Source organism: Sphaerisporangium album, from assembly GCF_003323745.1.
GTDB classification, from domain to species: Bacteria; Actinomycetota; Actinomycetes; order Streptosporangiales; family Streptosporangiaceae; genus Sphaerisporangium; species Sphaerisporangium album.
On the sequence record NZ_QOIL01000002.1, the window covers coordinates 43,424 to 69,146 of the forward strand.

The window sequence follows — 25,723 nt, forward strand, 5'->3', positions numbered from 1 at the left end:
CCGCTACGGCGAGCAGGCCCACCAGAAGCTCCAGCTTTATAGCGGTGAGTCCCAATGTTGCTTCCCCCGGTCTTGGTCTCACTCCATGGCGTCTTTTATGGTAGTGCCAGTAAAAGTCACTGAAGCGATAGAGGGCCAGGGTAACGATGTATCACTTCTCGGACGCCCGAAGCACGGACCACACCCTCTAGTGTGTCCTGATGTGAAGGACCGGACACGCCTTTCGCGTTTCGTGGCATCGCGTTCCTGGGTGCCCGCCGCGGCGGGATACGCCGCGCTCGTCGTCGGGATAATCGACATCATTCGCGGAGTGTTCCCGCATTTCCGGCGAAGCCGGGTCGGGGTTATCGCGGGTGTGCTGCCGGGCACGGCCACCACGCTGGCCGCCGCCGCCTCGCTGCTGGTCGGCGTCCTGCTCGTGATGCTCGCCCATGCCCTGCGCCGGCGCAAGGTGCGGGCGTGGCGCGCGGTGGTCGTGCTGCTCCCGCTCGGCGCCGTGGTCGAGGCCCTGCGGTGGAGGCACTCCGCGACGGCGGTCATCGGCCTGCTGCTGTTCATCGTGCTCCTGGTCAACCGGCGTGAGTTCCATGCCCTGTCCGACCCGCGGTCACGCTGGCGCGCGCTGTGGAACTTCCTGGCCCTCGCCGTCCTCGACCTGGGCATCGGCTGGGTGATCGTCAGCGTCCACCCGGCGACGATCGTCGGCGACCCGTCCCCCGGCGAACGCCTCCAGCACGTCCTGCTCGGCCTGTTCGGCATGGAGGGCCCGGTCCAGTACTCCCTCGACCGCACCGCCGATCTCGTGTACTTCTCGCTGGCCGGGCTCGGGGCGCTCACCGCCATCACGACGCTCTACCTGGCGCTGCGCCCCGAGCGGCCGGTGTCCGCGCTGAGCCCCGAGGACGAGCGCCGCGTCCGCGCCCTGCTCGACCGGCACGGCGCCAACGACTCGCTGGGGTACTTCGCCCTGCGGCGCGACAAAAGCGCCATCTTCTCGCCGAGCGGCAAGGCCGTGATCGCCTACCGCGTGGTCGCCGGCGTGGCCCTGGCCAGCGGCGACCCGATCGGCGACGTCGAGGCCTGGCCGGGCGCCATCAAACGGTTCATGGAGGAGGTCAGGCGGCACGCCTGGGTGCCGGCGGTGATCGGCTGCAGCGAGACCGGCGGCGAGGTATGGGCGCGCGAGGCGGGCCTGTGCGCGCTGGAGATCGGCGACGAGGCGGTCGTCGAGGTCGGCGACTTCACGCTGGAGGGCCGGGCCATGCGCAACGTCCGCCAGATGGTCAACCGCACCGAGCGGGCCGGCTACAAGTGCGTGGTGCGGCGCGTCCGCGACCTGGGCGAGGCCGAGAAGCTGCAGATCCGCGCCGCCGCCGGGTTCTGGCGTGGCACCGAGACCGAGCGCGGCTTCTCCATGGCGCTCGGCCGCTTCGGCGACCCCTCCGACGGCGACTGCGTCGTGGTCACGGCGCACAAGCCGGGCGAGGACGGCCGCGACCTGCCCGGCGGCGACATCCGCGCGGTCCTGCACTTCGTCCCGTGGGGCGCGGGCGGCATCTCGCTGGACCTGATGCGCCGCGACCGCGACGCCGACCCGGGGCTGAACGAGCTGCTGATCGTCAAGACGTTGCAGGCGGCCCCGCTGCTCGGCGTGACGAGGGTCTCGCTGAACTTCGCCATGTTCCGCTCGGCGCTGGCGCGCGGGGAGCGGCTCGGGGCGGGGCCGGTGCTGCGGGCCTGGCGCGGCGTCCTGGTGTTCCTGTCGCGCTGGTTCCAGATCGAGTCGCTGTACAAGTTCAACGCCAAGTTCAGGCCCTTCTGGGAGCCGCGGTTCCTGCTGTACCCGACGGCACGCGACCTGCCGCGCATCGGCGTCTCGGCGCTGCAGGCCGAGGCGTTCCTGACCGTCGGCGTCCCCAAGCTGTCCTGGCCGAGGCGGCGGCACCGCAGCTCCGGCTCCACACCCTCGGGCTCCGCGCCGCCGCCCGGCCCGCTTCCGATCTCCCCCTGAGCGCGCCGCTCGGGTGGTTTATGCCCTGCTTAGCGCCTGCGGCCTAGCATCTCATTTCAATCGCGGGAGAACGGGTCTGTTCGTGCACTGCTCCCCCAGTACGGAGCATTTTCCGGGCGCTCGCCGGGTATCGGTGTTGTATGTCCGGATAGGTGTACCAAAACAGGGCTGAGTGTGATTAGCGCACTCAATGCCCGTCGCCTATCGTGACCGCGCGAAACCTCTCCGTTCTCGTTGTGACTCGGGCCTCATCGGTCATCGACTCGCCCATATCCGGCCGTTCCCGGAACACCCCGCAATTACCCCTTCCGGGTGATCATATCCTAGGATGAACGTCACACTAAATCCGTGTAAGTCGCCCAAGACGCGGCCGCCTTCGCCGCCGGAGAAGGCGGCCGCCCGCGTTTTCCGAGGAGCCGACGATGAGGCAGGTCCGGGTCGCCGGGCTCGCGGGGCTGGGGACGATCGGCGGCGCCGTGGTCGTCATGGCGGTGATCGCGCTGCTCGGTCCCTCGGCGGCGGTGCCCGACCTCGGCGGCGGCGCCCCGCCGTGGTCCTTCCACGCCGCGCCCGGCGACACGACGGTGATCGTGCTCGGCTGGCTCGCGATGATCACGGGCGCGGCCGGCGTCGGCGCCGCTCTGTACGCGCTGCGCCGGGGGTGGCGACCGCCGGTCGGTGTGCTGCTCGGCGGCGCCATCGCCGCCGTCCTCCTGCTCGCCGTCGTGCCGCCCGCCGGGTCCACCGACGTGCTGAACTACGCGATCTACGGGCGGATCGCCGCCCTCGGCCACGACCCGTACGTCACCACGCCCGCCTGGCTGCACGAGATCGGCGACCCGGTCGGCCGGATGGCCCCCCTGGCCTGGCGCGACACCCCGTCGGTGTACGGGCCGCTGGCCACCTGGGCGCAGTTCGCCTGCGCCCGCCTGGGCGGCGCCTCCATGGCGGGCATCGTGTTCACGATCAAGCTCGCCACGGCGCTCGCGTTCCTGCTGTCGGCCCTCGTGCTGGACCGGCTGGCAGGTCCGGACCGCGAGCGGCGGATCCGCGTCCACCTGCTGTGGAGCCTGAACCCGCTGATGCTCTGGCACGTCGTCCTCGGCGGCCACGTCGACGGGCTCGGCGTCGCGCTCCTGGTCGCTTCGCTGCTCGCGCTGCGGCGGGGAGGAGTGGCGGCGGGCCTGGTCGCGGGCGCCCTGCTCGGCGCGGCCGCGGCCGTCAAGGCGCCGTTCATCCTCGCCGGAGCCGGCCTGGCGTGGGCGGCACGCCGGTCGTGGGCCACCCTGGCTGCCCTGCTCATGGGCGTGTCCGCCGCCCTGCTCGGCGCGTACGCCACGCAGGGGCCCGAGGCGATCGACAACCTGGCGGGCAAGCTCGGGGCCCGGTCCCTGGCCGACCCCTGGCGGCCGGTCGTCGAGCTCCTGGCCCCTGGCACGACGGGACCGGGCGCGGCGGACTCCCCGCTGGAGGGCCGCCTGGCGCTCGGCGCCGCCTTGCTGATCGGGCTGCTGCTCTGCCGGCGGCTCCCCGAGGGGCCGCCGGACGTCGCCTCCGCGCGCCCCGCGCTGGCGTGGTGCCTGGGCTGGCTGCTGACGTCCCCCGTGCAGCACCCGTGGTACGACGCCATGCTCTTCCCGCTGCTGGCGCTCATGCCGGCCGGCCGCCTGGACGGTCTGGTGCTGACCCGCGGGGTCGTCACGAGCCTGATCTACCTGCCCGGCGCCGTGGGACTGCTCCGGCTCCAGGGCCCGGCGCCGTGGATCGCCGAGACCTACCGGCCCTGGGTGGCCCCGCTGGCAGAGGACCTTCTCATCATCGCCGTGATCGCGCTGGGCCTGGCCGGCGCCCTGCGCGCCCGCCCGCTCAGGCGATGAGCCGGGCGGTGTACAGGCGCTCGTCCAGCGCGGCCACGCTGCGGGTGCGGTTCCACGGGCTGAGCTTCTCGCGGGTCTCCACGACCGACCGCGCCAGACGCGGCGAGGTGTTGCGCTCGGCCAGGCGCGCGGCCTCCCCGAGCTCCTCGCACGCCTGGTCGATGTCGCGCAGGTCGAGGTGGGCCTGCGCGGTCTTCAGGCGGATGTAGGCCACGTTGCGGACGAAGGTCGGGTCGATGCCCGCCGTCGCGGCCCCGGCGACCTCCAGCGCCCGCGCCGGGTCGCCGGTGTCGAGCAGGCAGCCCGTCTTCGTCGACAGGTACTGCCCCTGGCCGTAGAACGGGACGAGCCGCGCCCCCGGATCGCCCTCGTCGGCTCCGTGCAGCTCGCGTTCGGCCTGGTCCACCGACCGGAAGCAGCGGGAGTGGTCCTTGCGGCGCTCCGCCTTGGCCGACCGCCTGACCACCGCGGCGTACGCGCGGGCGCCGACGTCGCAGGCGTAGGCGGTCAGCATCTTGCTGCCCGCGCGGCGTCCCCAGGCCAGCGCCCCGAGGGCGTGCTCGACGCCGAGCCGCGGGTCGCCGCGCCAGGTGGCGAGCTGGCTCCAGTTGGCCAGCACCATGCCGCACATCGCGTCGTCGTCGGCCTGGTGGGCCGCGTCTCGCGCCTGCGCGTAGTAGTAGTCGGCTCCCCGGAAGTCGTTGAGGTTGAACAGCATCCAGCCGGTGCAGCGGTGGATGTCGGCCAGCAGCGACAGTACCCGGCCGCGCATGTGCGCGGACACCCCGGCCGACAGCAGCGAGAGGACCAGGTTCTGCTGGGCCAGGACGGTCGCCACGGTGGCCTGCGGGCCGAGCACGTCCTCCTGGCGCATGCTGTGGCGCAGGATCGCCTGGATGTGGGCGATCGTCGCGTCGTCCACGCGGTTCGGATCGGTGATCGCCATCCTGAGGCGCTGCGACTCCTCGGCGTCGAGCCGGTCCAGGAGCGGGGAGACGTAGGCGGAGGTGGCGGCCGCCCCGATCAGGGCGAGAACGTCACGTCGATTCATCTGCGTTGCCCAATCCGTGAAGGCGTGGACGAGCTGCTCGAACTCCCGGTCACGCGGTTCGCCTGGCGACGTCGGCCCGGGGAGTGGTTGAGTCGGCAGGATGTCCTGTATGTCGCTAAAAGTGAGGGTAAGCTTGCCCGGCGTGGTCGGGATATCCCGTCTGCGGGGCACATTCGCGTTCTGGTCGGAGCCGGTGTGATCCTCGCCGTCGACGAGGTCGCACGCCCGGCATCCGTAGATGCGGGCGAGCCGGTTGAGCCCGGCGACCGGGGGTTCGTTTCCGGTGAGGCCGGGCCATGCCTCCCACGAGCCGAGCTTGCGCACGCTGAACGGCTCGGAGGGCCACAGCTCCCTCCACTGCTCGACCACACGCTCCTGGGTGAGGCGGTGGGCCTCGCGGAACGCCTGCCGGGCGTTCAGCCGGTAGCGCCGCCGGTACTCCTCCGCGACCTCGATCCAGGTCGAGCCCCGTTCGCGAAGTTCGGCGGTGAGGCGGTCCATCTCCTCTTTGATACTGCGTGGCTTGCGTGGCATCGCGTACCCTCCGACCCCCGTGGATGCGTATCGCCGACACCGAGAGTAGCCAAAGGCTTCATTCCGCTACGCAGTGTTGTCAGGAATCGGCGATCAGGCCGCCGGTTTCTGCCACCGGAATCCGCCCTCGCGCCGGATCAGGGGTTCCCCGCTACAGACGCACCCCGTCTGAACGCCTGTTGACGCCCGTGCCGCCCACCGGAAGGTAAAGGTCCGGCCCCGTCGCCCGGATCCGCCTGGATCCGCGCGCGGGGCCGTCACGAAGCCGATGCACCGCGACGCGCGAAAGGCCAGGGAGATTCGTGATGACCGACATCCCGACCTGCCCCCGCGAGGCCCGCTGGGAACTGCCCGCAGACCCGAGCGTCACGGCGAAGTGCCGCGCGCTGGTCCGCGAGACGCTCGACGAGTGGGACCTGCGCGACCTGACCGACGACATGGTGGTCGTCGTCACCGAGTTACTGGGCAACGCGCTGATCCACGGCGCGCCCCCGATCCACCTGACGCTGCGGCTCGACTCCGGCACCCTCGCCGGCTCGGTGGCCGACCACGGCCCCGGACGGCCGAGGCTGCTCGCCGCAGGGACGGACCTGGAGCACGGGCGCGGCCTGCGCATCGTGGCCGCGCTCACCGACGGCTGGGGGGTCGAGCCCCTTCCCGGGGGAGTGGGCAAGGCCATCTGGTTCGCCCGCGCCGAGCCGCTGCGGGAGCCGGGCCTGCCGCCGCCCGACGAAGCCGAGACGCTGCCCGGCCATGGGCGTCAGAGGGAGGAGTACAGCACCAAGGTGTTGCCGGAGGGGTCGCGCAGCACGGCCCTGACCTCGTGCGGGCCGGTCTCGGGGCCGCTGACGAGCTCGGCCCCGGCCGCCGTCAGGTCCTCCACGGCCTCGGCGACGTCGCCGACCTTGTAGGACGGCGCGGTGACCGCGCCCGCGACCTGCTCGGCCGAGGCGGCCAGCGCGACGGTGACGCCGCCGCCGTCCAGCGCGGCGAAACGGTCGCCGTCCCGGAACTTCACCTTCAGGCCGAGGGTCTCCGAGTAGAAGGCGACCGCCTTGTCCAGATCGCTGACGGGGATCAGGACGTTGCCGACCTTCTGGGCATGCGCGCTCACGCTGGCCTCCACTGGGGTAGATCCTCTGCCCCGACGCTACCGGTGGGGGCGGCCCGGACGGCACCCCGATAGGGGGCACTCGGGGACACCGCGCCCTCCCGTGGGAGGGCGCGGCCCGGCTCACCGGATGACGGGCGGCCTCGGGGTGTCCTCGGGCTTGGGGCTCTCGGGCTGCGGGTCCTGCGGCTCGTCGGTGGTCGGGTCGGACGGCTCGGGAGTCGGCTCGGCGCACGGGTCGCCGCGTCCGGCCCACCGCGCGCTGTCGCTCGCCGTGCCGAGGTCGGAGCCGACGCTCACCGTGACCCGGCGCACGTCGCTGTAGCCGCAGTCCGGGGTGGCGAAGCGGACCGTGAACGTGCGGTCGTACACCGTGTCGCCGGACAACCGCGCCTGACGGCTCGACGTGCGGGTCACCGTGCGATCGCCCACGTCCAGCGTCTGGGTGAACTGCGCCGAGAGGCTGACCTGGTCCGGCGTCGCGTTCCTCACCCTGACCGTCAGCGTGCGGCCGTCGAAGGAGGCGATCGAGACCGACGGCGGGGCGCACTTCGGCCCGGCGACCCGGACCTCCTTGGCCTGCGCGCCGTTGGCGGCGGCCGGCTGCGTCGTCACCCGCACCCCGAAGTAGGCGGTCGTGCCGCAGGAGATCTCGCCGAGGTCGCCCGCCAGCGAGAGGCCGTAGGACGTGTCGCCGGAGAGCGTGCGGCTCGCCTGGTCGACGACCTTCGCCGCGCCGTCACCCTCCCTGCGGGTGAACTCCGCCGCGAGGCGCACGGCCCCGGGCCCGCCCGCGCGCACGGAGACGCGCGCGGTGCGGCCGTTCCACTCGACGGCGAGGTTGTCGACCGTCGGCGGCGGGCACGGCTCGCCCTTCACCGACACCACCTTGCCGGCCGTCCCGCCCCGCGCCTTGGGCGAGGTCGACACGCTGACCTGGCGGTAGACGGTGACGCCGCAGGCCGGGGGCGTGAACCCGGCGTCGATCGGGCGCGTGTAGGACGTCGCGCCGGCGAGCGTGAGCGTGCGCGTGCCGGCCGGGCTCAGGTCGGAGGCCGACGGGCCTTCGGCGAAGCGCGCGGTCAGGATGACGTTCTGCGGCGTGGACGTCCGTACCCGCACGGAGGCCGTCCGCCCGTCGAAGGAGACGACGCTCAGGTCGCTCACCGACAGGGTGGTGGGCGTCGGGGTCGGCGTCGGCTTGGGGGTCGGCTTGGGCGTGGGAGTGGGAGACGGTTCGTGGGTGGTGCCGGGCGTCGGCGTGACCTTCCCCGTGGCGGAGGGCTCGGGGGAGCTCTCCGGGCTGCGGGGGCTCGACGGCGGGGTGGCCGGCTCTTGGGACTCCGGCGTCAGCGTGACCGCCGGCTCAAGGCCGGAGTCGGCGGGCGAGGGCGACGCGGGGTCGGCCGTCCCCTCGCCGACGGCGGCCTTCACGGTCGGCGCCGTCAGGGCGACGTCCCGCACGGGCGTGTTGTCGCGGTTGGCGGCGAGCACGGCGATCACCACGCCGACGGCGAGGATGCCGGTGCCGACCAGCACGCGGGGGAGGTGGCGCAGCCGCGCGCGCCCCGGCCGTCCCAGCACCGACTCGGCCAGGCTGGAGCCCGCCTGCGCGGGCGGCTCGGCGAGGGGGAACAGCAGCGCGAGGAGCGCCGCCAGCTCGGCCAGGTGACGGCGGCCGCGCTGCTCCCACTCGGGCCCGTACGCGGCCAGGGCGGCGGCCTCCAGCTCGCCGATGAACGCCTGGGCGGACGTGGGACGGTCGGCGGGGTTCTTGGCCAGGCCGCGGGTCACCAGCGACCGGACGGAACCCGGCACGGCGTCGGCGGGGATCGGGGCCGTCTGGTGTTGGTGCCGCAGGGCGGCCATGTTCTCGGCGCGGTAGGGACGGCGCCCGGTCAGGCACTCGAAGAAGACGCAGGTCGCGGCGTACACGTCGGTGGCGGGGCCCGCGGGCGCGCCGTTCCACTGCTCGGGCGCCATGTAGGAGGGGGTGCCCGAGGGGCTGCCCGGCCGCCCGGCCGGGGTGGCGATGCCGAAATCGGCCAGCCTGCTGAAGCCGTCGGCCTGCACGAGGACGTTCTCGGGCTTGTAGTCGCGGTGGACGATGCCATGGGCGTGCGCGGCCGACAGCCCGGCGAGCGAGCCCTTGAGCACGACCAGCGCGGCCTCGGGGCTCGTGGAACCGTGCTCGTGGAGGATCCTGCGCAGGGCCACGCCGTCGACCAGTTCCATGACGATGGCCGCCCCGAGCGGGCTCTCGACGTACTCGTAGAAGCGCACGATGTTCGGGTCGTCGATCTCGACCATCGTGCGGGCCTCTTCGCGGAACGCCGCCAGGAAGCGGGGGTCGCCCCTCAGCTCGTCGCTCAGGTATTTGATCGCCACGTGGGCGCCGGTCTCGTTGTAGGTGGCCAGCACGACCCGGCCGCTCCCGCCGGAGCCGAGGATGCGTTCTTCCCTGTATCCCGGAACCGACCAGGTGTTCATCGCTTTCCCCTCAGAGGTGAAGATGCTCCCGTCTCCCCAGACGAAGGTCTCACCCGATACGCGAAATGTCACGGGATTGGTAGATCATCACGGTGACGATTTAATTACGCCTGGTATGCGGATTCAGCATACGTCAAGGTCAGGGCGGTATCCGGTCAAGGGTGGGGCAAAACGATCCCGACGAGGGCTGCTGGACCAGTGCTTATGGCCTCGCTCCGCTCGGCGGTTCGGGGCGCCTTAGAGTCGGCGTTCTTCCACCGTTGGGGGCAAGGGATCGTTCCTCACCCTTGCCCCCAACGGCTCCAGAACACCGCCGCGTCCCGAACAGTGCTTATGGCCTCGCTCCGCTCGGCTGGTTCGGGGCGCCGGGAGGCGGTGCCGGGCTCAGTCCAGGGAGTCGTACACGGCCGAGGCGAGGCGGTAGGCGCGCAGGACGCCCGGGCCGGCGGTCGTCATCCTGTTCATCGTGTACGCCATCGCGAGGCCGTGGTCCGGGTCGCCGAGCCCCAGCGACCCGCCGAGCCCGGTGTGGCCGAACGCCGTGTCGGCGGCCCGGCGCGGGGTGAGGAAGTTCATCGAGGAGCGCATGTAGCCGAGCCCGAACGAGCTGTCGATGATCAGCACGCGGTCGGGGCCGTGCGCGCGGCGGCGCATGGCGTCCCGCAGGGTGTCGTGCTTGAGGATCTCGCCCGCGATCAGGTCGCGGTAGAACCCGGCCAGGCCGCGTGCCGTGGCCACCAGGCCCATCGCCGGCCATCCTGTCCGCAGGATCACCGGGTGGTTGCCCCCGCCCTTCAGCTTGTTCGGGTTGGGGTTGCCGAGCGCGCGGTTCATCAGGCTCGTCTTGTCCAGCACCGCCCTGGCGAGCTGTTCCAGCGGCGTTCCCTCCCCTGGCGGCGGCGGGGGCGTGGCCATCCCGCCCGTGGATCCGGCGCGTTCGCCGGCCGACAGGCGGGCGGCGCGCGCGGCGACGTCGTCCGGGGCTCCGAGCCACAGGTCGAGCCCGCGCGGACCGGCGATCTCCTCGGCGACGACCTCACCGGTGCTCCTGCCCGTGACCCGGCGGACGATCTCCCCGGCCAGGAAGCCGTAGGTGAGCGCGTGGTAGCCGTGCGCGGTGCCCGGCTCCCAGATCGGGGCCTGCCCGGCGAGGCGGGCGGCGATGGCGGGGTGGTCCTCGAACTCCTCGACCGGGACCTCCTCGTCGATGGCGGGGAGCCCGGACTGGTGGCTGAGCACCTGCTCGACCGTGACGTCCTGCTTGCCGTGGGCCGCGAACTCCGGCCACACCTCGGCCACCGGCGCGGCGACGTCGACCAGCCCGCGCTCGGCGAGCATGAGCAGCGCGGTCGCGGTGACGGCCTTGGTACACGAGTAGGTGAGCACCGGGGTGTCGCGCTCCCAGGCGCGCCCTGTGTGGCGGTCGGCCACGCCGCCCCACAGGTCCACGACCGGCTCGCCGCCGAGGTACACGGCGAACGCCGCGCCGAGCTCCTCGCCGCCGGCGAAGCTCGTGTCGAACACCTCGCGCACCCGGGCGAACCGGGGATCGCAGTGACCCTGAACCGTCATGCGCGTCCTCTCCTGGGAAGTCCTCGCGGGAAGCCGTACCGCCTCGCCGAGCCTAACAACCGGCCGCGAGGCCGCCCAGACGATCAGTTGCGCACCTGGCCCGGGTTCACCGACCCGGCGGCGGCGCTCGCCTGTCGGCGGACGCGGCCGCGGCGCTCGCCCGTCGGCGGACGCGGCGGCGGCGCTCGGCCGGTCAGCGGACGCGGCGGCGGCCGACGACGAGCAGGACCTCGCGCAGCGCGTCGGCCGCGCGGCGCACGACGTCCTCGGGCACCGAGGCCATGACGTCGGAGTGGGCCCGGCTGGAGGCCGCGAGGGCGGTGGCGGTCACCCGCCGTCCCTCGTCGGTGAGCCGCACCCAGCGGCTACGGCCGTCCTCGGCGTCGGCCTCGCGCTCGACGTAGCCCGTGCGAGCGAGCCGTTGCAGGACGTTGCTGATGCCGCCGGAGGTCAGGAACAGCGCGCGGGCGAGCTCGCTCGGCTTCAGCCGGTGGGGCGGGCCCGCGCGGTGCAGCGCGGCGAGCACGTCGAACTCGGCGTACGTCAGGCCGAGTTCGGCCATCTCGGCGCGCGTGGCCTGCTCCAGCAGCCCGCCGATGCGCGAGATCCGCTTGCTGAGCTCCAGGACGGCCACCAGGGACGAGGGAAGCTCGGCCTCCCAGCCGGGGACCAGGGCGTCGACCTCGTCTCGCGCGTCGTCTCGTTCATGCTGCACCCGAAAAGCGTACCTTCATCTATATTGCTTTCTTAAAAGCTTTTGAGCTAAGTTTTCCGGCATGGCTACGTCGCTTTTGATCCGCAATGGGCTTCTCATCGACACAGATCCCACTCCGGTCGTCCGGAGCGGTGACATCCTCGTCGAGGACGGCCTGATCGCCGCCGTGGAAACCTCGCTGCCGGACGTACCCGGCGCGGAGGTGATCGACGCGATGGACCGCATCGTCATGCCCGGATTCGTGGACACCCACCGGCACACCTGGCAGGCCGCGATCCGGTCGGTGGCCCCCGACATCACCTTTCCCGGCTACATCGGCCGCGTGCTCGGCGAGCTGGCCCCCCGGTACCGCCCCGAGGACGTCCACATCGGCAACCTCGCCGGGGCGCTGGAGTGCCTCGACTCCGGCATCACGACGCTGCTGGACTGGTCGCACATCCAGTTCAGCCCGGCGCACACCGACGCGGTGGCCGACGCCCTGAAGCGGTCCGGCATCCGCGCCGTGCTCGGCTACTGCTACGGCGGCGACGGCGGACCCGCCGGGCTCGCCGCCGAGGGGCGCCGCGTCCACAAGGAACACTTCGACCGGACCGGTGGACTGCTGACGATGGCCGTCGCCGCGCTCGGCCCCGAGATCGCCGGCGAGGACCTGGCCCTGCACGAGTGGCGGCTCGCCCGCGATCTGGACCTGCCGCTGTCGGTGCACATGGGCGGGCACGGCGCCGAGAGCGCCGAGCGCGGCCTCGACTTCCTGGTGAGGAACGACCTGCTCGGCCCGCGCACCACCTACGTCCACCCCAACCACTACACCGACGAGGCGCTCAGGCGGATCGCCGACAGCGGCGGCTCAGCCTCGGTGTCGCCGTTCGTGGAGGCAGGGCTCGGCATCGGCTACCCCGCGACCGGCCGCGCCCTCGCCGCCGGAGTGCCCACCGCGCTCGGCGCGGACACCGTCGCGAGCGCCCCGGGCGACATGTTCAGCGTCATGCGGGCGGCGTACGCGCTGGAACGCGCGCGTCCCGGAGGCGCGGGCATGGGCTTCACCACCGCGGACGTGCTGCGCATGGCCACGATCGACGGCGCGCGGGTCGCGGGGCTCGGGGACGTCACCGGGTCGCTCACCCCGGGCAAGCAGGCCGACCTGATCCTGCTGCGCACCGACACGCTCGGGCTGGCCCCCGCGCACGACCCCGTCGGCGCGGTGGTGATGTCGGCGGACCGCGGTTCGGTGGACACCGTCCTGGTGGGCGGCCGTGTGGTCAAGCGGGACGGCGCGCTGTGCGGCCACGACGTGCCCGCGCTGATCGCGGCACTCACCGAGTCCGCCGGTCACCTCGCCGCCGCCGGGGCGTGAGCGGGGACGCGCGGGGTCCGGCGCCGCTCAGGTGCCGAGGATGCGGGCGGACTCCGACTCCTGGGCCAGCCTTCTGAGCACGTCGAACGCCTTCCCGTACAGCACCGTGCCGATCACCAGCGTCTCGACGGCGGTCTCGCGGGGGCCGTGGAACGGGATGAGCGCCATGTCGTACTCGGAGACCAGCCGCATCGTCACGTCGGCGTAGTCGCGCAGGCGCTCGTCGGTGGCGGGCATGCCGAGCTGGTCGAGCCGGACCAGGATCTCCGCCAGCTCGTCGCGGGTGGGCGCCTCGGGCTTCACGTCCCAGCCGAGGCCGGCGATCAGCGCCTCGACGCGTTCGCGCGCGCGGACGTGCTCGGCGTCGCCGGGGGAGGGCTCGGCGGGCGAGGCGAGGGCGTAGTGCGCGGTGCCCAGCATCGTGTGGACGGGCATGTCCTCGTCCTCGACGGCGGCGATGATCTTGGCGATCGTGGCGACCGGCACGCGGCCGACCTCCAGCAGCGCCCGGATGAGCCTGAGCCTGCGCAGGTGGGCCTCGTCGTACTCCGCGCGGGTGGCGGCCGTCTGCTCGCCCTGGGGGAGCAGCCCTTCGCGCAGGTAGTACTTGATCGTGGGGATCGGCACACCCGACGCGGCGCTGAGCTGGGATATCCGCATGAGCCGATGGTACCCCTTACCTGGATAGCATGACTATCCAATGCGGGTCTGTGTGTGCCGCCGGTCGCGACGCCCCGGCCTTCAGGACGGGCGGGCGATGTCCCCGATCTCCTCGATGTCCCCTGTATTCCCCGTGTCCCCGTCGTCCCCCGCTGGTCTGCTGCTCGCGTCGCCTAGGCCCGGGGGGCCAGCCCCACGCCCACCAGCGCGCCGGGCGCCGAGGGGTCGACCGGCACCTCGAAGTCGGGCCGCCACGCCTGCACGTACGTGAGACCCGGCTCCACCATGTCCAGGCCGGTGAAGTACTCGGCGATCGTCTCGCGGTCGCGCAGCTTGAGCGTTCCCCTCGTGCGCGTGTAGATCTCCTGTGCCTGCGCGACGGCGTCCACCGCGACCTCCCCCCTGTACCCGTGCGACAGGACCAGCGCCCCGCCGGGCACCAGCGACCGTCGCAGGTAGGACACGATGCTCGCGGCCTCGTCATCGTCGTCGACGAAGTGCACGATCGCGCAAAGGATCACCGCGAACGGCCGTTCCAGGTCCAGGTGGCCGCGCACGCGCGGGTGCTCCAGGATCGCCTTGGGGTCGCGCAGGTCCCCCTCGACCACGACGGTGCGGGGGCTGCCGGCCAGCAGGGCGCGGGCGTGCACGAGCACGATGGGGTCGTTGTCCACGTAGACGATGCGCGCGTCGGGCGCGGCTTCGAGGGCGACCTCGTGGACGTTCTCCTGGGTGGGAAGCCCGGCGCCGATGTCGATGAACTGGGTGATGCCGGACTCGGCGAGGAGCCGGACGGCCTTCTTCAGGAAGGCCCGGTTGTCGCGGGCGAAATCCCTGGCGTTCGGGAACAACTTGATGATCTTCTCCGCGGCTTCGCGGTCCGACGCGAAGTTGTCCTTTCCGCCAAGGTAGTAGTCGTACATGCGGGCCACGCTGGGGGTCCGGGGGTCGATCCCGGGGAACGTCTTTTCGCCTTCGCTCATCCGCGCCCTCGCCCTCGCCGAGACATCACGCCGTGTGATCAGTGCTTTATTGCGAATATAGACGAAAATCCAGATCATGTTGATCATGTGACGGTTTTTCGTCACAAGCTGACAACGTGGTCACGGGAGGCGGCCACGCGCCGTGTCCGGCGGATGAACGGCAGGGGAACGAAAGGGAAACGACGGCGGACCATACGGTGTGGTCGCGCCCTGGGGCATGGCCTCAGGTCACCGGGAGGTTCTTCAGCGCCTCGCGCCGGCTCAGGCCGTTCAGCCCCGTGTGGTCGACGTACCGGACGACCTCGCGCGGGTCGGTCTTGGCGTACTCGCGCAGCGCCCAGCCGATCGCCTTACGGGCGAAGAAGTCGGTGTCGGACAGGCTCGGCTCGATGCAGGCGTATAAGAGGCCGAGGTCGGTGCGCTCCTTGAAGGAGTTCTGGCAGAGGATCGCGGTGCGCCGCTTCCACAGGTCGGCGCCGGCGGCCCACTCCAGCATGAGGGGGCGCATCGTGTCGGGGTAGGCGCGCAGCAGCGCGCCCACGCGGTGGATCGCCAGATCGTCGACGTAGTCCCACCACGCGCCGGAGACGATCATCTCCTCGTACATCGGCACGGTGTAGAGGGTCTGGAAGCCTTTGTAGTAGCGGAACGCGCACAGCTCGATCGCGGCGTAGCGCTCCTCGCGGTACTCGGCGTCGCGCCAGAGCGCCAGCACGGCCCTGCGCCACTCGGGCGCCGTCTCCAGGCGGTGCTCGGCGAACACGCGCCTCACCGCGGCCCGCCTCGGCGTGGCCTGCACGCCGAGGAACGGCATGGCCGACTTCATGTACGCCTGCATGGCGGGTGCCTTGGCAGGGTCGGCGGCTTCGCTGAGGGCCAGCCGCACGGCCTTGTGGAGCGGGGTCATGCTTGGTGGCTGGTCCGTTCGCCCGTGGCGAGGCCGTCGAACAGGACGGTGATGAAGTGGTCGGCCAGCGCGTTGGTGTTGAGCCGCCCGCCGGGGCGGAACCAGCGCACGGCGACCCACATCGTGTCGCGGATCATGCGGTAGGTGAGCTTGACGTCGACGTCGGGGCGGAACAGGCCCTCGGTCTGGCCGCGCTTGATCTGGCCGATCCACATGCGCTCGACCTCGTCCTCGGCCTTGATGAGGTAGTCGAAGCGGTCGCCGGGCAGGGAGCGCAGATAGTTCCAGTCGTTCTGCATCACCGTGATGGCGGCGCGGTGGGGCTCCAGCGTGCCGAAGCCGATGCGCACCATCTCGGACAGCACCGCGCGGGCGTCGCCGTCGGTCTCCAGGGCCGCGCGGTAGCGCGCGATAAGGTCTCTGAGGAACGTCGACAGGACCTCGTCGACGATCGTCTCCTTGGAGTCGAAGTGGTGATAGAGGCTTCCCGAGAGGATGCCGGCCTCGTCGGCGATCTGCCGCACGGTGGTGGCCTGGAAGCCCTTGCGGGCGAAGAGCTCGGCGGCGATCTTCACCAGGTGGTCGCGGCGGTCGGAGGCGGAGCCCGAAGCGGCCGCCCGGCGTGTGGTGCCCTGGCGCTTGGCCGCGGAGCCGCCACGGGGGACCGCGCCCGTGGGGGTCGCGGCGACCGCGGACGCGCCGCCGGAGTTCTTTCGGGAGTTCACGTCCTCCATTATGGGCCTCCGTGCAATCGCTTGCTCGCCTAACGGGGATGGCGAGTCGGCTGCTCATCCCGCGTTCCTGTGAACACCAAGCGCTTGCTACACTCACGGCCGCGCCGGGCCGCCGTGAAGCCGGAGTACGGGAAGGACCACCCCCCGCATGACCCCTCGCACGGCCCCTCCGGCGACGGAGGCCTACATCATCGGCGCCGTGCGCACCCCCCTCGGCCGGGAGGGCGGCGGGCTCGCCGGGGCCCACCCCGCGGACCTCGGCGCCCACGTGATCCGGGCGCTGCTCGATCGTACCGGTGCCGATCCCGGTGCCGTGGACGAGGTCGTCTTCGGCTGCGTGGACGCGGTGGGGCCGCAGGCGGGGAACGTCGCGCGCACCTGCTGGCTGGCCGCCGGGCTGCCCGGCGAGGTACCCGGCGTGACCGTGGACCGGCAGGGCGGGTCCTCGCAGCAGGCCCTCCACTTCGCCGCGCACGCCGTGTGGAGCGGGAACGCCGGGCTGGTCGTCGTCGGCGGCGTGCAGAACGCGAGCATGGTGCCGTCCTCCCAGGTGGCGGCCGTGGGCAAGGCGCTCGGGTTCGCCACGCCGGTCGCGGGCTCCCGGGGCTGGCAGGCGCGGTACGGGGGACGGGAGCCGTCGTCGCTGCGGGGCGCGGAGATGATCGCCAAGAAGTGGGATATTTCGCGACAGCAGATGGAGGAGTTCGCGCTCGCCTCCCACCGGCGCGCCGTCCGCGCCACCGCCGAGTGGCGGTTCGAGCGCGAGGTCGTCCCCGTGGCCGGGCTGCTCGCCGACGAGGGCCCGCGGGACGTCACCCCGGGCGAGCTCGCCGCCCTGGAGCCGCTCGCCGAGGGCGGCAGGCTGACCGCCGGGCTGTCCGCGCAGGCCGCCGACGGCGCCGCCGCGCTGCTGGTCGCCTCGGAGCGGGCCGTGCGCGAGCACCGGCTGAGCCCGCGCGCCCGGGTCCACCACACCTCCGCGCGCGGCTCCGGCCCCGGCATGCCGTCCGCCGCCGTCGCCGCCACCGCGCGGGCTCTGAACCTCGCCGGGATGGCGATCGACCAGTTCGACGTCGTGGAGGTGGACGAGGCGTTCGCCTGCGTGCCCCTGGCCTGGACGCGCGAGACCGGCGCCGGCCCGGAGCGGGTCAACCCCAACGGCGGCGCCCTCGCCTTCGGGCATCCCGCCGGCGCGGCGGGCGCGCGGCTGATGACCTCGCTGCTGCACGAGCTCGAACGCACCGGCGGGCGCTACGGCCTGCAGGTGACGGGGGAGGGCGGCCAGGCCACCGTGACGGTCCTCGAACGCCTCTGACGGCGCCCGCAGGGGGGCGGCCCGGTCTGTGAGCCCTCTCCGCAACGGCCGGGCGGGCGACGCGGGAAAGGGGTGGTTATGGGCCGCACCGAAAATGAGAGCGTTCTCAACCAGCGAGATGCAATGGTCGTGGGTATGGAAAACAGGAAACTTTCCTATTAGATTGTCGAAAGTCCGAGACGGCGGCCGTGAGAGAGCCCTCTCCCGGGCGCCGCGCCCCGTACTGTCCTGGACGCTTCCGGCGCGAGCCGCCGACGAGCCACCAGGCGAGGAGAGTGCATGAAGCGCAGCCCCGAACTACTGCGTCTGGCCGATTCGGTCCTCCTCCCCGGGTTCGAAGGACGAACACCCCCCGACTGGCTCCGCCGCCGCCTCGGCGAGGGGTTGTCCGGAGTGGTGATCTTCTCCAGGAACGTCGGAACGCCGTCCGAGCTCGCCGAGCTGACCGCGGCCCTGCGCGCCGAGCGCCCCCAGGCCGTCATCGGCATCGACGAGGAGGCGGGGGACGTCACCCGGCTGGAGGCCCACACCGGCAGCTCACGCCCCGGCAACTACGCCCTCGGCGTGGTGGACGACGTCACGCTCACCGAGCGGATCGCCCACGATGTGGGCGTGGACCTCGCCGCCGTGGGGATCAACGTCAACTTCGCGCCGGCCGCCGACGTCAACTCGAATCCGCGCAACCCCGTCATCGGCCTGCGGTCCTTCGGCGCCGATCCCGACCTCGTGGCCCGGCACACCGCCGCCTGGGTGCGTGGGCTCCAGGCGGCGGGCGTCGCCGCGTGCGCCAAGCACTTCCCCGGACACGGCGACACGGCCGTGGACTCGCACCACGGGCTGCCGTCGGTCACCGCCTCTGCGCGGCAGCTCCACGACGTGGAGCTGCGTCCCTTCCGCGCGGCCGTCGCCGAGGGCGTCCGCATGATCATGACGGGACACCTGCTCGTCACCGCGTACGACCCCGAGCTGCCCGCGACCCTGAGCCGGCGCATCCTCACCGGCCTGCTCAGGAACGAGATGGGCTTCGACGGGGTGACCGTCACCGACGCCATGGAGATGGCGGCGATCGTCGAGCGGTACGGCATCGGCGGCGGCAGCGTGCGGGCGGTCGCGGCCGGGGCGGACCTGATCTGCGTGGGCGGCGAGAACGCCGACGACGCGGTGGTCGTGACGATCCGCGAGGCGATCGCCGATGCCGTGGCGGGCGGGATCCTGCCGGAGGAGCGGCTGGTGGAGGCCGCCCGCCGGGTCGGCGCGCTGACCGCCTGGACCAGCGCGTTCTCCACACCCGGGACCGCTTCGCCGGCCGACGGACGGGGCGTCGCGCTCCTCACCGTGGGCGGCGACGGGAACGGGGCCGCGGTGGACGGATACGGGCGGCTGGACGCGGCCGCGAGCGTGTCCGCCAACGGCGGCCCGGACGGCGTGACGCGCGACGGCGTGACGCGCGACGGCGCCTCGCGCGGCGGGGTGGCACCAGACGGGGGCGACCACGGGCCGGCCGTCCACGACGGCACCGCGAATGACGGGGGAGCGAGCGACGGCCACGTGCCGGTCGGGCTGGCCGCCGCGCGCCGGGCCATCCGGATCGCCGGCACCGACCCCGACGGGGTGCTGCCGCTCGCCTCCGCGCCGCACGTGGTCGAGCTGGCGCCCCAGATGAACCTCGCGATCGACAAGCACATGCCCTGGGGCGTCGGCGAGCCGCTGGGCAAGCTCCTTCCCGGCACCACGGTGACCCGCGTGGGCGAGGCAGAGGCGCGGACGGTGCTGGAGGACGTCCTGCTCGGCGCGGCCGCCGACCGGCCGCTGGTCGTGGTCGTCCGCGACGCGCACCGTCACGCGTGGCAGACCGACGCGCTCGTCCGCCTGCTGGACGCGCGGCCCGACGCGGTCGTGGTGGAGATGGGCCTGCCGGGGCGCACCGACCTCGGCGCGGTCCACATCGCCACGCACGGCGCCGCCCGCGTCTGCGGCCAGGCCGCCGCCGAGGTCCTCACGGGGCTGCTCACCGTCGCGCCCTGACGCCCGGCACCGCCGAAGTTCCCGTCCCGGCGGCCCCGACGCGGGGCCGCCGATGCCGGTTGGCGATAATCCCAGAAGTCCCAACATATATCGCCATTTCCAGGGAAAACTTCGGTGATCACGGCGGAAAAGGATCGGTGAATGAGCGGTATCTGTGAAGGGCGCGTCGTCGTGGTGACGGGCGGAGGCCGGGGCATCGGCCGGCAGCACGCCCTGGAGTTCGCCCGGCAGGGCGCGAAGGTCGTCGTCAACGACCTGGGGACCGACACGCGTGGCCGGGGACGCTCGGGAGGCCCGGCGCAGACGGTGGTCGAGGAGATCCGCGACCTCGGCGGGCAGGCGGTCGCCCACTGCGACGACGTCGCGGACTGGGACGGCGCGGGGCGGCTCGTGAAGACGGCCGTCAGCGCCTTCGGCCGGCTGGACGTCCTCGTCGGCAACGCGGGCTACGTGCGCGACCACATGATCGTCTCGATGACCGAGCAGGACTGGGACGACGTCATCCGGGTCCACCTCAAGGGGCACTTCCTGCCGCTGCGGCACGCCGCCGCGTACTGGCGCGAGCGCGCGAAGGCCGGGGAGCCCGTGGACGCGCGGGTCGTCACCACCACCTCCGGCGCGGGCCTGCTGGGCAGTGTCGGGCAGGCCAACTACGCCGCGGCCAAGGCCGGGATCGTCGCCCTCACCCACACGGCCGCCGCCGAGCTCGGGCGCTACGGCGTGACCGTGAACGCGGTCTCGCCGGCCGCGCGCACGCGCCTGACCGAGGAGTTCTTCGCCGACATGGTGGCCAGGCCCGAGACCGGCTTCGACATCATGGACCCGGCCAACGTGGCGCCGCTGGTCGTCTGGCTCGGCTCGGCCGAGTCCGCCGGGGTGACCGGGCGGGTGTTCGAGGTCGAGGGCGGCATGATCTCCATCGCCACCGGCTGGAGCCACGGCCCCGGCGTGGACAAGGGCTCCCGCTGGGAGCTCCACGAGATCGGCGAGGCCGTGAACAAACTCCTGGCCGAGGCACCCCTTCCCGGCCCCGTGTACGGCTTCGCCCAGTCGTAGAGGCGTCCGTGCCCAGCGGTGTGAATGCGCCGCCCGGCCATGTGAATGCCAGTCCGGCGGTGTCAATGCGCGCCCAGACGGTTGTGCGCGCACGTCCGGCGCTGTGAAGCCGCGCACGGCGGTTCGACTCCGCGCCCGGGGGCGGGAGGCCGTGCGGGAGACGTTGACCATACTTCGCGAGGCGATGTATGGTCGCCGGCATGCCCGACGCCCCCGCACGGCACGCGGACGCCGTCGTCCCCGGCCATCCGGCCTGACGGCGGGCCGATGTCCTTCGCCTCGCCACTGTTCCTCTGGTTCTTCATGCCGGCCACCCTGGCCGCGTACTGGCTCTCGCCCCGGCGCCTGCGCAACTGGATCGTCTCGGTGGCCAGCCTGGTCTTCTACACCTGGGGGGCAGGGGCGTACGCCGCCCTGCTGCTGTCGGCGATCCTGGTCAACTTCGCGGCGGGCATCGCGGTGGACTCCGCCCGACTGGCCGGCCGGACCCGGGCGCGCGCCACCGTGGCGGCCGCCGCGATCGTGTGGGACCTCGGCATCCTCGCCGTGTGGAAGTACGCCGGCTTCGCGAGCCGCCAGATCGACGCGCTGACGGCCACCCTCGGCCTCGGGCACAGCCCGATCGTGAGCCTCGCCCTGCCGATCGGGATCTCCTTCTTCACCTTCCACCACATCTCCTACGTGGTGGACGTGTACCGGCGCAGCAGGCCCGCGCAGCGCAGCCTGGTCGGGTTCGTCACCTATATCGCGATGTTCCCGCAGCTCGTCGCGGGGCCGATCGTCCGCTACCACGAGATCTCCGCCCAGCTCGCCGACACCGCGCGCGACCGGTTCGCCGACTTCGCCGCGGGCTTCCCCCGCTTCGCGCTGGGCCTGGCCAAGAAGGTGATCGTGGCGGACACCGTGGCCCCGGTCGCGGACGCCGCGTTCGCGTCCGGGCAGCCCAGTATGGCCACCGGCTGGATCGGCGCGCTCGCCTACACCGTGCAGATCTACTTCGACTTCTCCGGCTACTCGGACATGGCGGTCGGCCTCGGCATGATGTTCGGGTTCCGGCTGCCGGAGAACTTCGCCCGTCCGTACTCGGCCTTCTCCGTCACCGACTTCTGGAGGCGCTGGCACATCTCCCTGTCGCGCTGGTTCCGCGACTACGTGTACATCCCGCTCGGCGGCAACCGCCGCGGGACGCGGGCCACGTACCGCAACCTCGTGGTCATCTTCGTGCTGTGCGGCTTCTGGCACGGGGCGAACTGGACGTTCCTCTGCTGGGGCCTCTACCACGGTGGCCTGCTCGTGGCCGAGCGGCTGCTCGGCTGGGACCGGCCGCCCGGCGGCGTCCCGTCTCTGGTCCTGCGCCGCGCCGCGACCTTCCTGCTGGTGGTGGTCGGCTGGGTCGTGTTCCGGTCGGCCGACATGACACAGGCGTTCGGCATGCTCGGGGCGATGGCGGGCGCGCGGGGCGGCGAGCTGGATGAGTTCGTCCTGTTCGCCCTCGACCATCGGCGGACGCTCGTGCTCGTCCTCGCGGTCGGCGTGGTGCTGCTGCCCGCCTCGCCCGGCTTCGGGCGAATTCTGGAGCGCGGGGGCATCCTGGAACGCGGCCGGGGCCGGGCCGCGCGGTGGGCGGTGGGCGCGGCGCGGGCCTCGGTGACCTGGGTGGCCGCGCCGTACGCCGCCGTGCTGGTCGCCGCCGGGACGTTCAGCCCGTTCCTCTACTACCAGTTCTGATCATGGAAACCACCTCGGAATCGCGTGGGCGTCCCTCGCCCCTGGGCCGCCGGGTCGCCGTGCTCGGCGCGAGCCTGTTCTTCTTCGGTCCCGCCCTGGCGTTCGCCGCCGGTGACCGGGCCACCGAGATCGAGAACCGCAGGCTGGCCGGTTTCCCCGCGCTGTCGCCCGCCGGGGACTTCCCGTCGCGGTTCGAGGCGTGGGCCGTCGACCACCTTCCGCTGCGCGGGCACGCCGTGCGGGCGCAGGCCATGCTGTCGGAGGAGCTGTTCGGCGAGCCGCCCTCGTACGCGGCGGGCAAGGCGCTGACCTATCCCCGGGTCGTCGAGGGGCGCGAGGGCTGGCTGTATTTCGGCGACGACGTGGCCGAGGCGTGCCGGCCGGTGGGGACGACGGCCGGCGTCCTCGCCCGGGTGCGGCGGCTGGGGGAGATCGTGCGCGCGTCCGGGCGGAGGTTCGTGTTCACCGTGGCCCCCGACAAGACCACGATTTATCCGGACAAACTGCCGGACAGGTTCCTGGGCGAGCGCTGCCTGGCCCGCCGCAAGGAGGAGTTCTGGAAGGCGCTGGACGCCGCGCGGGTTCCGGGCTACCTGGACCTGCGGGGCCCGTTGGAGCGGCTGCAACGCGCGACCGGCGAGCCCGCCTACTTCCGGACCGACAGTCACTGGAGCGAGCGCTCCGCCGCCCTGTACGGCGCCGAGCTGGCCCGGACGCTCCAGCCGGATCTGTCCCGGGGGACGCGGCTCGTCCCCCTCGGGTCCTATGTCCGGGAAGGGGATCTGGGCCGGCTGCTCGGCGCGTCCCGGTCCGAGACCACCGGCCACTGGGGGCTCGTCCGGACGGGGTGCGCGCGCTCGGGCACGACGACCGTGACGCGCCGACCGCCGTACGCGTCACCAACGCCACCTCCGGCGCCGCGCTGTTCGGGCCGGACACGCTGCTCATCGGGGACTCGTTCACCCGGGAGTCGATGCCGTGGATCACGCCGTACTTCTCCGACCTGACCGTCCTGCGCAGCGACGCCCCCGCCAAGGCCGGTCCCGAGCGCGTCGGGCGGTACGTGCGCGACAGCGAGGTGGTGGTGTTCGAGATGGTCGAGCGCTACTGGGCGGGCGGCCACGGGGAGATGCTCACCGACGCCATGCTCACCGCTCTCGAAAGGGCGCTCCTGCCCGCGCGGCGGACGGGGGAGGCGCTGCCCGGCCGGGGCCCGCACCAGGGTGCCGGGAGGAGGTGAGGCCCCGGCGTCCGCCGGGTTGACCATACTTCCGGGAGCGAAGTATGGTCTCGGCCATGGCCACCGGATCATCCTCGGTGAGCGAGCCGACCTACTTCATCCTCGCCGCCCTTCTCGACGGCCCGCTGCACGGCCACGGCGTCATCAAGCGCGTCCTCGACCTGTCCGAGGGCCGCATCAAGCTCCCCGTCGGCACCCTGTACGGCGCGCTCGACCGTCTGGCGGCGAACGGCCTGATCACCGTCGACCACGAGGAGGTCGTGGACGGCCGCCCCCGCCGCTACTTCCGCCTCACCGACGACGGCACCGGCCTGGTGCTCGCCGAGGCCCGCCGCATGCAGCACGCCGCCTCGATCGTCACGAACCGCGCCCAAACCCCGAAAGCCTCCCCGGCGTGAGGAACTCCGCCGTCGTGACGGGACCGGAGCGGTGGTATCGGTGGCTTCTGTGGGCTTATCCCCGTGAGTACAGGGCCGCTCATGGGGAGGAGCTGATCGCCACGCTGCTGGAGGCGGGCGAGGGCGGTCGTGCCGTGCCGCAGGCGCGTGAGGCGCTGGCGCTGGTCGCCGGAGGGGCGCGGGCGCGTGCTCTCGGTGCCGGGCACGGGCCGGCGTGGGCGGACGGGGTTCACCTCGGGGTCACCGTCCTGGCGGTGCTCAATCTGGGGGTGCTCGTGCCGTACGCCGGGTCCGTCCCGGTGTGGACGGCCCTCGCGGCGGTGACCCTTTTCGCCGTCATGCGGGGATGGGTGCGCGTGGCGCTCGGGCTGGTGGCGCTCGTCGGCGGCAAGGTGGTCGCCGTGGTGCTGGGGCATCCCTGGCTCGACCAGACCCTGCTGCCGGTCTTCTCCGACGGAGTGTGGAACGCGCCCGCGCTGTACTCCCGGGGAGGCCCGGTCGCCCCCATCGCCGCGTACGCGCTGGCCTTCCTTGGCCTGGCGGCGCTCGCGTCCCGGCGCGGGCCGCTCAGGAGGCGTACCTGGCGGTGGTGGCTCGCCGTGCCGCTGACGGCGGGCGTCGACCCGGCCTCCTGGCTGACGGTCGAGTCCGGGTCGCCGCGCGCGGCCACGAGAGTCGGCCTGGAACTCGCGCTGCTGTGCCTGGCCGTCTGGGCCGGTCGCGTCGCGGCCGACCCGCGCTGGGCCCTGGCCGCGGCCCTCGCGCTGCTGCCCGCCGTGATCGCCTGCCTGGAAGGACTCGCCGTCCAGGGGGCCGCCTACGCGTCCTTCTATGGGTTCTCGTCCGGACGGCAGGAGTTGTCCCATCTGGGCATGCTCGTGCTGCTGACCGTCGCCGCGGCGGCCGTGCCCCTGCACGTCCGGCGTCACGCGTTGCTGTGACGCCGCCCCCGCGCCGCCCCACCGGCCCGCGTACGGTACGCGCCGCCGTACGGGCCGCGGCCGCCGTGCTGACCGCTCTCGCCGCGGTGGCGGCGGTGGACATGTGGGGGGTCGCCCAGGCACGCGGCGGTCCCCAGGAGCCCTTGCTCCGCGGACCCGCGCGGCTCGCTCAGGCGCGGGAGGAGATACGGACGGAGTGCATGAGGCGGCGCGGGTTCCGCTACGTGCCGTACCTCTCCGCGTACGTCACCCCCATCCGCCGGGACGCCGAGGAGGCGCGGGCACGGGACGCGGGCGAGTACCCGGCCATGCGCAGATTTCGTGAGAAATACGGGTTCGGGGTCTTCGCCCTCTACGCCTATCCCCGGGAGTTCGGGAACCCCGAGGTCGAGACCGACGCCCCGGTGAACCCGAACAACAAGATCACCATGTCGCTGTCCCGCACCCAGCTCGCCGCGTATTGGAAGGCCGGCGACGCCTGCTACAGCCAGGCGGTCAAGATGACGACGGGCAAGGACGTCACGTCGTTCGCCGACCACATGTCCCGGGCCGAGGAGCGCGTCGACCGGCTCGTCGCGCGCGAGCTGGACGGCGACCGCCGCCTGGCCGCGCTCGGCGCCGACATGGCGCGCTGCCTGAGAAGGAAGGGGTATCCCGTCCGGTCCGCCACGCCGTCCGCGCTGGCCCGCCGGGGTCCGGAAGTCTTCCACGCTGAGGAGAAGGCGCTGGGGCGCGCGATGGCCCGCCCCGCCATCGAGGCCGGCGACCTGCCCGACCACGACTACGCGCCGTCCCTGACCCCCGCCGACGCCACCCCGTACCTTACCCGCGAGATCAGGGCGGCCCTGGACGACCTCGAATGCGGCCGGCGGTTCTACCGGGCCTACGAACCGGGCCACACCGCGATCGTCCGGCGGGGGTACGTGGAGTACGGCCTGGACGAGTGGCTGTGGTGACGACCGGCGGTGACCGCGCCGCCCGCTCGTGAGGACCCCCGGGACCCGTGAGCGGGTCCCCCGTG

21 protein-coding genes and 1 pseudogene are annotated in these 25,723 nt (G+C 72.7%); 13 read left to right on the forward strand and 9 right to left on the reverse strand.

From position 1 onward, the window contains the following. The first annotated feature begins 97 nt into the window (after positions 1–97). Both DQ384_RS02845 and DQ384_RS02850 read left to right on the forward strand, forming a co-directional pair. On the forward strand, positions 98–2,011 hold the full coding sequence (locus DQ384_RS02845; protein WP_114027099.1) for a phosphatidylglycerol lysyltransferase domain-containing protein: 1,914 nt from the start codon (positions 98–100) through the stop codon (positions 2,009–2,011). A 422-nt stretch (positions 2,012–2,433) separates the two neighbouring features. After that, positions 2,434–3,888 (forward strand): MptA/MptB family glycosyltransferase, encoded by a 1,455-nt coding sequence (locus DQ384_RS02850; RefSeq protein ID WP_114027100.1) that lies wholly within the window; start codon positions 2,434–2,436, stop codon positions 3,886–3,888. Here the strand turns inward: DQ384_RS02850 and DQ384_RS02855 are convergent. Further along, positions 3,878–5,440 carry an NsdA family TPR-like regulatory protein gene (locus DQ384_RS02855; protein WP_114027101.1) on the reverse strand — a complete coding sequence of 521 codons (1,563 nt, stop codon included), beginning with the start codon at positions 5,438–5,440 and terminating at the stop codon, positions 3,878–3,880. The genes DQ384_RS02850 and DQ384_RS02855 overlap by 11 nt on opposite strands. Before the next feature lie 338 nt (positions 5,441–5,778). Here DQ384_RS02855 and DQ384_RS42625 point away from each other — a divergent pair. Further along, positions 5,779–6,102, forward strand: a pseudogene (locus DQ384_RS42625) (ATP-binding protein); the annotation flags it as partial. A gap of 131 nt (positions 6,103–6,233) precedes the next feature. Here the strand turns inward: DQ384_RS42625 and DQ384_RS02865 are convergent. From DQ384_RS02865 to DQ384_RS02880, 4 genes are all read right to left on the reverse strand, one after another. After that, entirely contained in the window at positions 6,234–6,587 is a 354-nt protein-coding gene (locus DQ384_RS02865; RefSeq protein WP_181870990.1) for a VOC family protein, read from the reverse strand. Positions 6,588–6,707: 120 nt separating this feature from the next. Further along, positions 6,708–9,074 carry a serine/threonine-protein kinase gene (locus DQ384_RS02870; protein ID WP_114027104.1) on the reverse strand — a complete coding sequence of 789 codons (2,367 nt, stop codon included), beginning with the start codon at positions 9,072–9,074 and terminating at the stop codon, positions 6,708–6,710. 384 nt (positions 9,075–9,458) lie between these two features. Beyond that, complete coding sequence (locus DQ384_RS02875; RefSeq protein ID WP_114027105.1) at positions 9,459–10,646, reverse strand: serine hydrolase domain-containing protein; 1,188 nt, start codon at positions 10,644–10,646, stop codon at positions 9,459–9,461. Positions 10,647–10,839: 193 nt separating this feature from the next. Beyond that, a complete protein-coding gene (locus DQ384_RS02880) occupies positions 10,840–11,361 on the reverse strand; it encodes a MarR family winged helix-turn-helix transcriptional regulator (RefSeq protein WP_220182754.1) in 522 nt (173 codons plus the stop codon). 61 nt (positions 11,362–11,422) lie between these two features. On the opposite strand from DQ384_RS02880, the gene DQ384_RS02885 reads away from it, so the two are divergent. Then, positions 11,423–12,715, forward strand: a complete 1,293-nt coding sequence (locus DQ384_RS02885; RefSeq protein WP_114027106.1) for an amidohydrolase family protein — start codon at positions 11,423–11,425, stop codon at positions 12,713–12,715. A gap of 27 nt (positions 12,716–12,742) precedes the next feature. On the opposite strand, the gene DQ384_RS02890 is transcribed toward DQ384_RS02885, so the two are convergent. The 4 genes from DQ384_RS02890 to DQ384_RS02905 form a co-directional block, all read right to left on the reverse strand. Next, positions 12,743–13,375, reverse strand: a complete 633-nt coding sequence (locus tag DQ384_RS02890; RefSeq protein ID WP_114027107.1) for a MerR family transcriptional regulator — start codon at positions 13,373–13,375, stop codon at positions 12,743–12,745. A 173-nt stretch (positions 13,376–13,548) separates the two neighbouring features. Next, positions 13,549–14,358, reverse strand: coding sequence for an SAM-dependent methyltransferase (locus tag DQ384_RS02895; RefSeq protein WP_114027108.1), 810 nt, complete (start codon positions 14,356–14,358; stop codon positions 13,549–13,551). A 223-nt stretch (positions 14,359–14,581) separates the two neighbouring features. Further along, a complete protein-coding gene (locus DQ384_RS02900) occupies positions 14,582–15,265 on the reverse strand; it encodes a DNA alkylation repair protein (protein ID WP_114027109.1) in 684 nt (227 codons plus the stop codon). Beyond that, positions 15,262–15,999, reverse strand: coding sequence for a TetR/AcrR family transcriptional regulator (locus DQ384_RS02905; protein ID WP_114027110.1), 738 nt, complete (start codon positions 15,997–15,999; stop codon positions 15,262–15,264). The genes DQ384_RS02900 and DQ384_RS02905 overlap by 4 nt, the downstream gene beginning before the upstream one ends. A gap of 148 nt (positions 16,000–16,147) precedes the next feature. Here DQ384_RS02905 and DQ384_RS02910 point away from each other — a divergent pair, with 148 nt between their 5' ends. From DQ384_RS02910 to DQ384_RS40910, 9 genes are all read left to right on the forward strand, one after another. Beyond that, complete coding sequence (locus tag DQ384_RS02910) at positions 16,148–17,314, forward strand: acetyl-CoA C-acyltransferase (RefSeq protein ID WP_114027111.1); 1,167 nt, start codon at positions 16,148–16,150, stop codon at positions 17,312–17,314. Positions 17,315–17,593: 279 nt separating this feature from the next. Then, positions 17,594–19,339, forward strand: coding sequence for a glycoside hydrolase family 3 protein (locus DQ384_RS42630; protein ID WP_181870991.1), 1,746 nt, complete (start codon positions 17,594–17,596; stop codon positions 19,337–19,339). Positions 19,340–19,480: 141 nt separating this feature from the next. Continuing rightward, positions 19,481–20,395 carry an SDR family oxidoreductase gene (locus tag DQ384_RS02920; RefSeq protein WP_114027112.1) on the forward strand — a complete coding sequence of 305 codons (915 nt, stop codon included), beginning with the start codon at positions 19,481–19,483 and terminating at the stop codon, positions 20,393–20,395. A gap of 267 nt (positions 20,396–20,662) precedes the next feature. Continuing rightward, complete coding sequence (locus DQ384_RS02925; protein ID WP_114027113.1) at positions 20,663–22,123, forward strand: MBOAT family O-acyltransferase; 1,461 nt, start codon at positions 20,663–20,665, stop codon at positions 22,121–22,123. A 2-nt stretch (positions 22,124–22,125) separates the two neighbouring features. After that, positions 22,126–23,130, forward strand: coding sequence for an alginate O-acetyltransferase AlgX-related protein (locus DQ384_RS02930; RefSeq protein WP_114027114.1), 1,005 nt, complete (start codon positions 22,126–22,128; stop codon positions 23,128–23,130). Continuing rightward, positions 23,097–23,363 (forward strand): hypothetical protein, encoded by a 267-nt coding sequence (locus DQ384_RS02935; protein ID WP_114027115.1) that lies wholly within the window; start codon positions 23,097–23,099, stop codon positions 23,361–23,363. Before DQ384_RS02930 ends, DQ384_RS02935 begins: the two co-directional genes overlap by 34 nt. Before the next feature lie 56 nt (positions 23,364–23,419). Beyond that, complete coding sequence (locus DQ384_RS02940) at positions 23,420–23,761, forward strand: PadR family transcriptional regulator (protein ID WP_114027473.1); 342 nt, start codon at positions 23,420–23,422, stop codon at positions 23,759–23,761. Beyond that, complete coding sequence (locus tag DQ384_RS02945) at positions 23,758–24,702, forward strand: hypothetical protein (RefSeq protein WP_114027116.1); 945 nt, start codon at positions 23,758–23,760, stop codon at positions 24,700–24,702. Before DQ384_RS02940 ends, DQ384_RS02945 begins: the two co-directional genes overlap by 4 nt. Then, a complete protein-coding gene (locus DQ384_RS40910) occupies positions 24,699–25,658 on the forward strand; it encodes a hypothetical protein (RefSeq protein WP_181870992.1) in 960 nt (319 codons plus the stop codon). The genes DQ384_RS02945 and DQ384_RS40910 overlap by 4 nt, the downstream gene beginning before the upstream one ends. Positions 25,659–25,723 lie beyond the last annotated feature (65 nt).

Coding starts and splice junctions, on each gene's coding strand:
- DQ384_RS02890 (WP_114027107.1), bottom strand. CDS start 13,375: ATGCGGATATCCCAGCTCAGCGCCGCGTCGGGTGTGCCGATCCCCACG.
- DQ384_RS02850 (WP_114027100.1), top strand. CDS start 2,434: ATGAGGCAGGTCCGGGTCGCCGGGCTCGCGGGGCTGGGGACGATCGGC.
- DQ384_RS02885 (WP_114027106.1), top strand. CDS start 11,423: ATGGCTACGTCGCTTTTGATCCGCAATGGGCTTCTCATCGACACAGAT.
- DQ384_RS02935 (WP_114027115.1), top strand. CDS start 23,097: ATGCCGTGGATCACGCCGTACTTCTCCGACCTGACCGTCCTGCGCAGC.
- DQ384_RS02875 (WP_114027105.1), bottom strand. CDS start 10,646: ATGACGGTTCAGGGTCACTGCGATCCCCGGTTCGCCCGGGTGCGCGAG.
- DQ384_RS02930 (WP_114027114.1), top strand. CDS start 22,126: ATGGAAACCACCTCGGAATCGCGTGGGCGTCCCTCGCCCCTGGGCCGC.
- DQ384_RS02855 (WP_114027101.1), bottom strand. CDS start 5,440: ATGGACCGCCTCACCGCCGAACTTCGCGAACGGGGCTCGACCTGGATC.
- DQ384_RS02920 (WP_114027112.1), top strand. CDS start 19,481: ATGAGCGGTATCTGTGAAGGGCGCGTCGTCGTGGTGACGGGCGGAGGC.
- DQ384_RS02910 (WP_114027111.1), top strand. CDS start 16,148: ATGACCCCTCGCACGGCCCCTCCGGCGACGGAGGCCTACATCATCGGC.
- DQ384_RS02905 (WP_114027110.1), bottom strand. CDS start 15,999: ATGGAGGACGTGAACTCCCGAAAGAACTCCGGCGGCGCGTCCGCGGTC.
- DQ384_RS02940 (WP_114027473.1), top strand. CDS start 23,420: ATGGCCACCGGATCATCCTCGGTGAGCGAGCCGACCTACTTCATCCTC.
- DQ384_RS02845 (WP_114027099.1), top strand. CDS start 98: ATGGTAGTGCCAGTAAAAGTCACTGAAGCGATAGAGGGCCAGGGTAAC.
- DQ384_RS42630 (WP_181870991.1), top strand. CDS start 17,594: ATGAAGCGCAGCCCCGAACTACTGCGTCTGGCCGATTCGGTCCTCCTC.
- DQ384_RS02900 (WP_114027109.1), bottom strand. CDS start 15,265: ATGACCCCGCTCCACAAGGCCGTGCGGCTGGCCCTCAGCGAAGCCGCC.
- DQ384_RS02895 (WP_114027108.1), bottom strand. CDS start 14,358: ATGAGCGAAGGCGAAAAGACGTTCCCCGGGATCGACCCCCGGACCCCC.
- DQ384_RS02925 (WP_114027113.1), top strand. CDS start 20,663: ATGTCCTTCGCCTCGCCACTGTTCCTCTGGTTCTTCATGCCGGCCACC.
- DQ384_RS02870 (WP_114027104.1), bottom strand. CDS start 9,074: ATGAACACCTGGTCGGTTCCGGGATACAGGGAAGAACGCATCCTCGGC.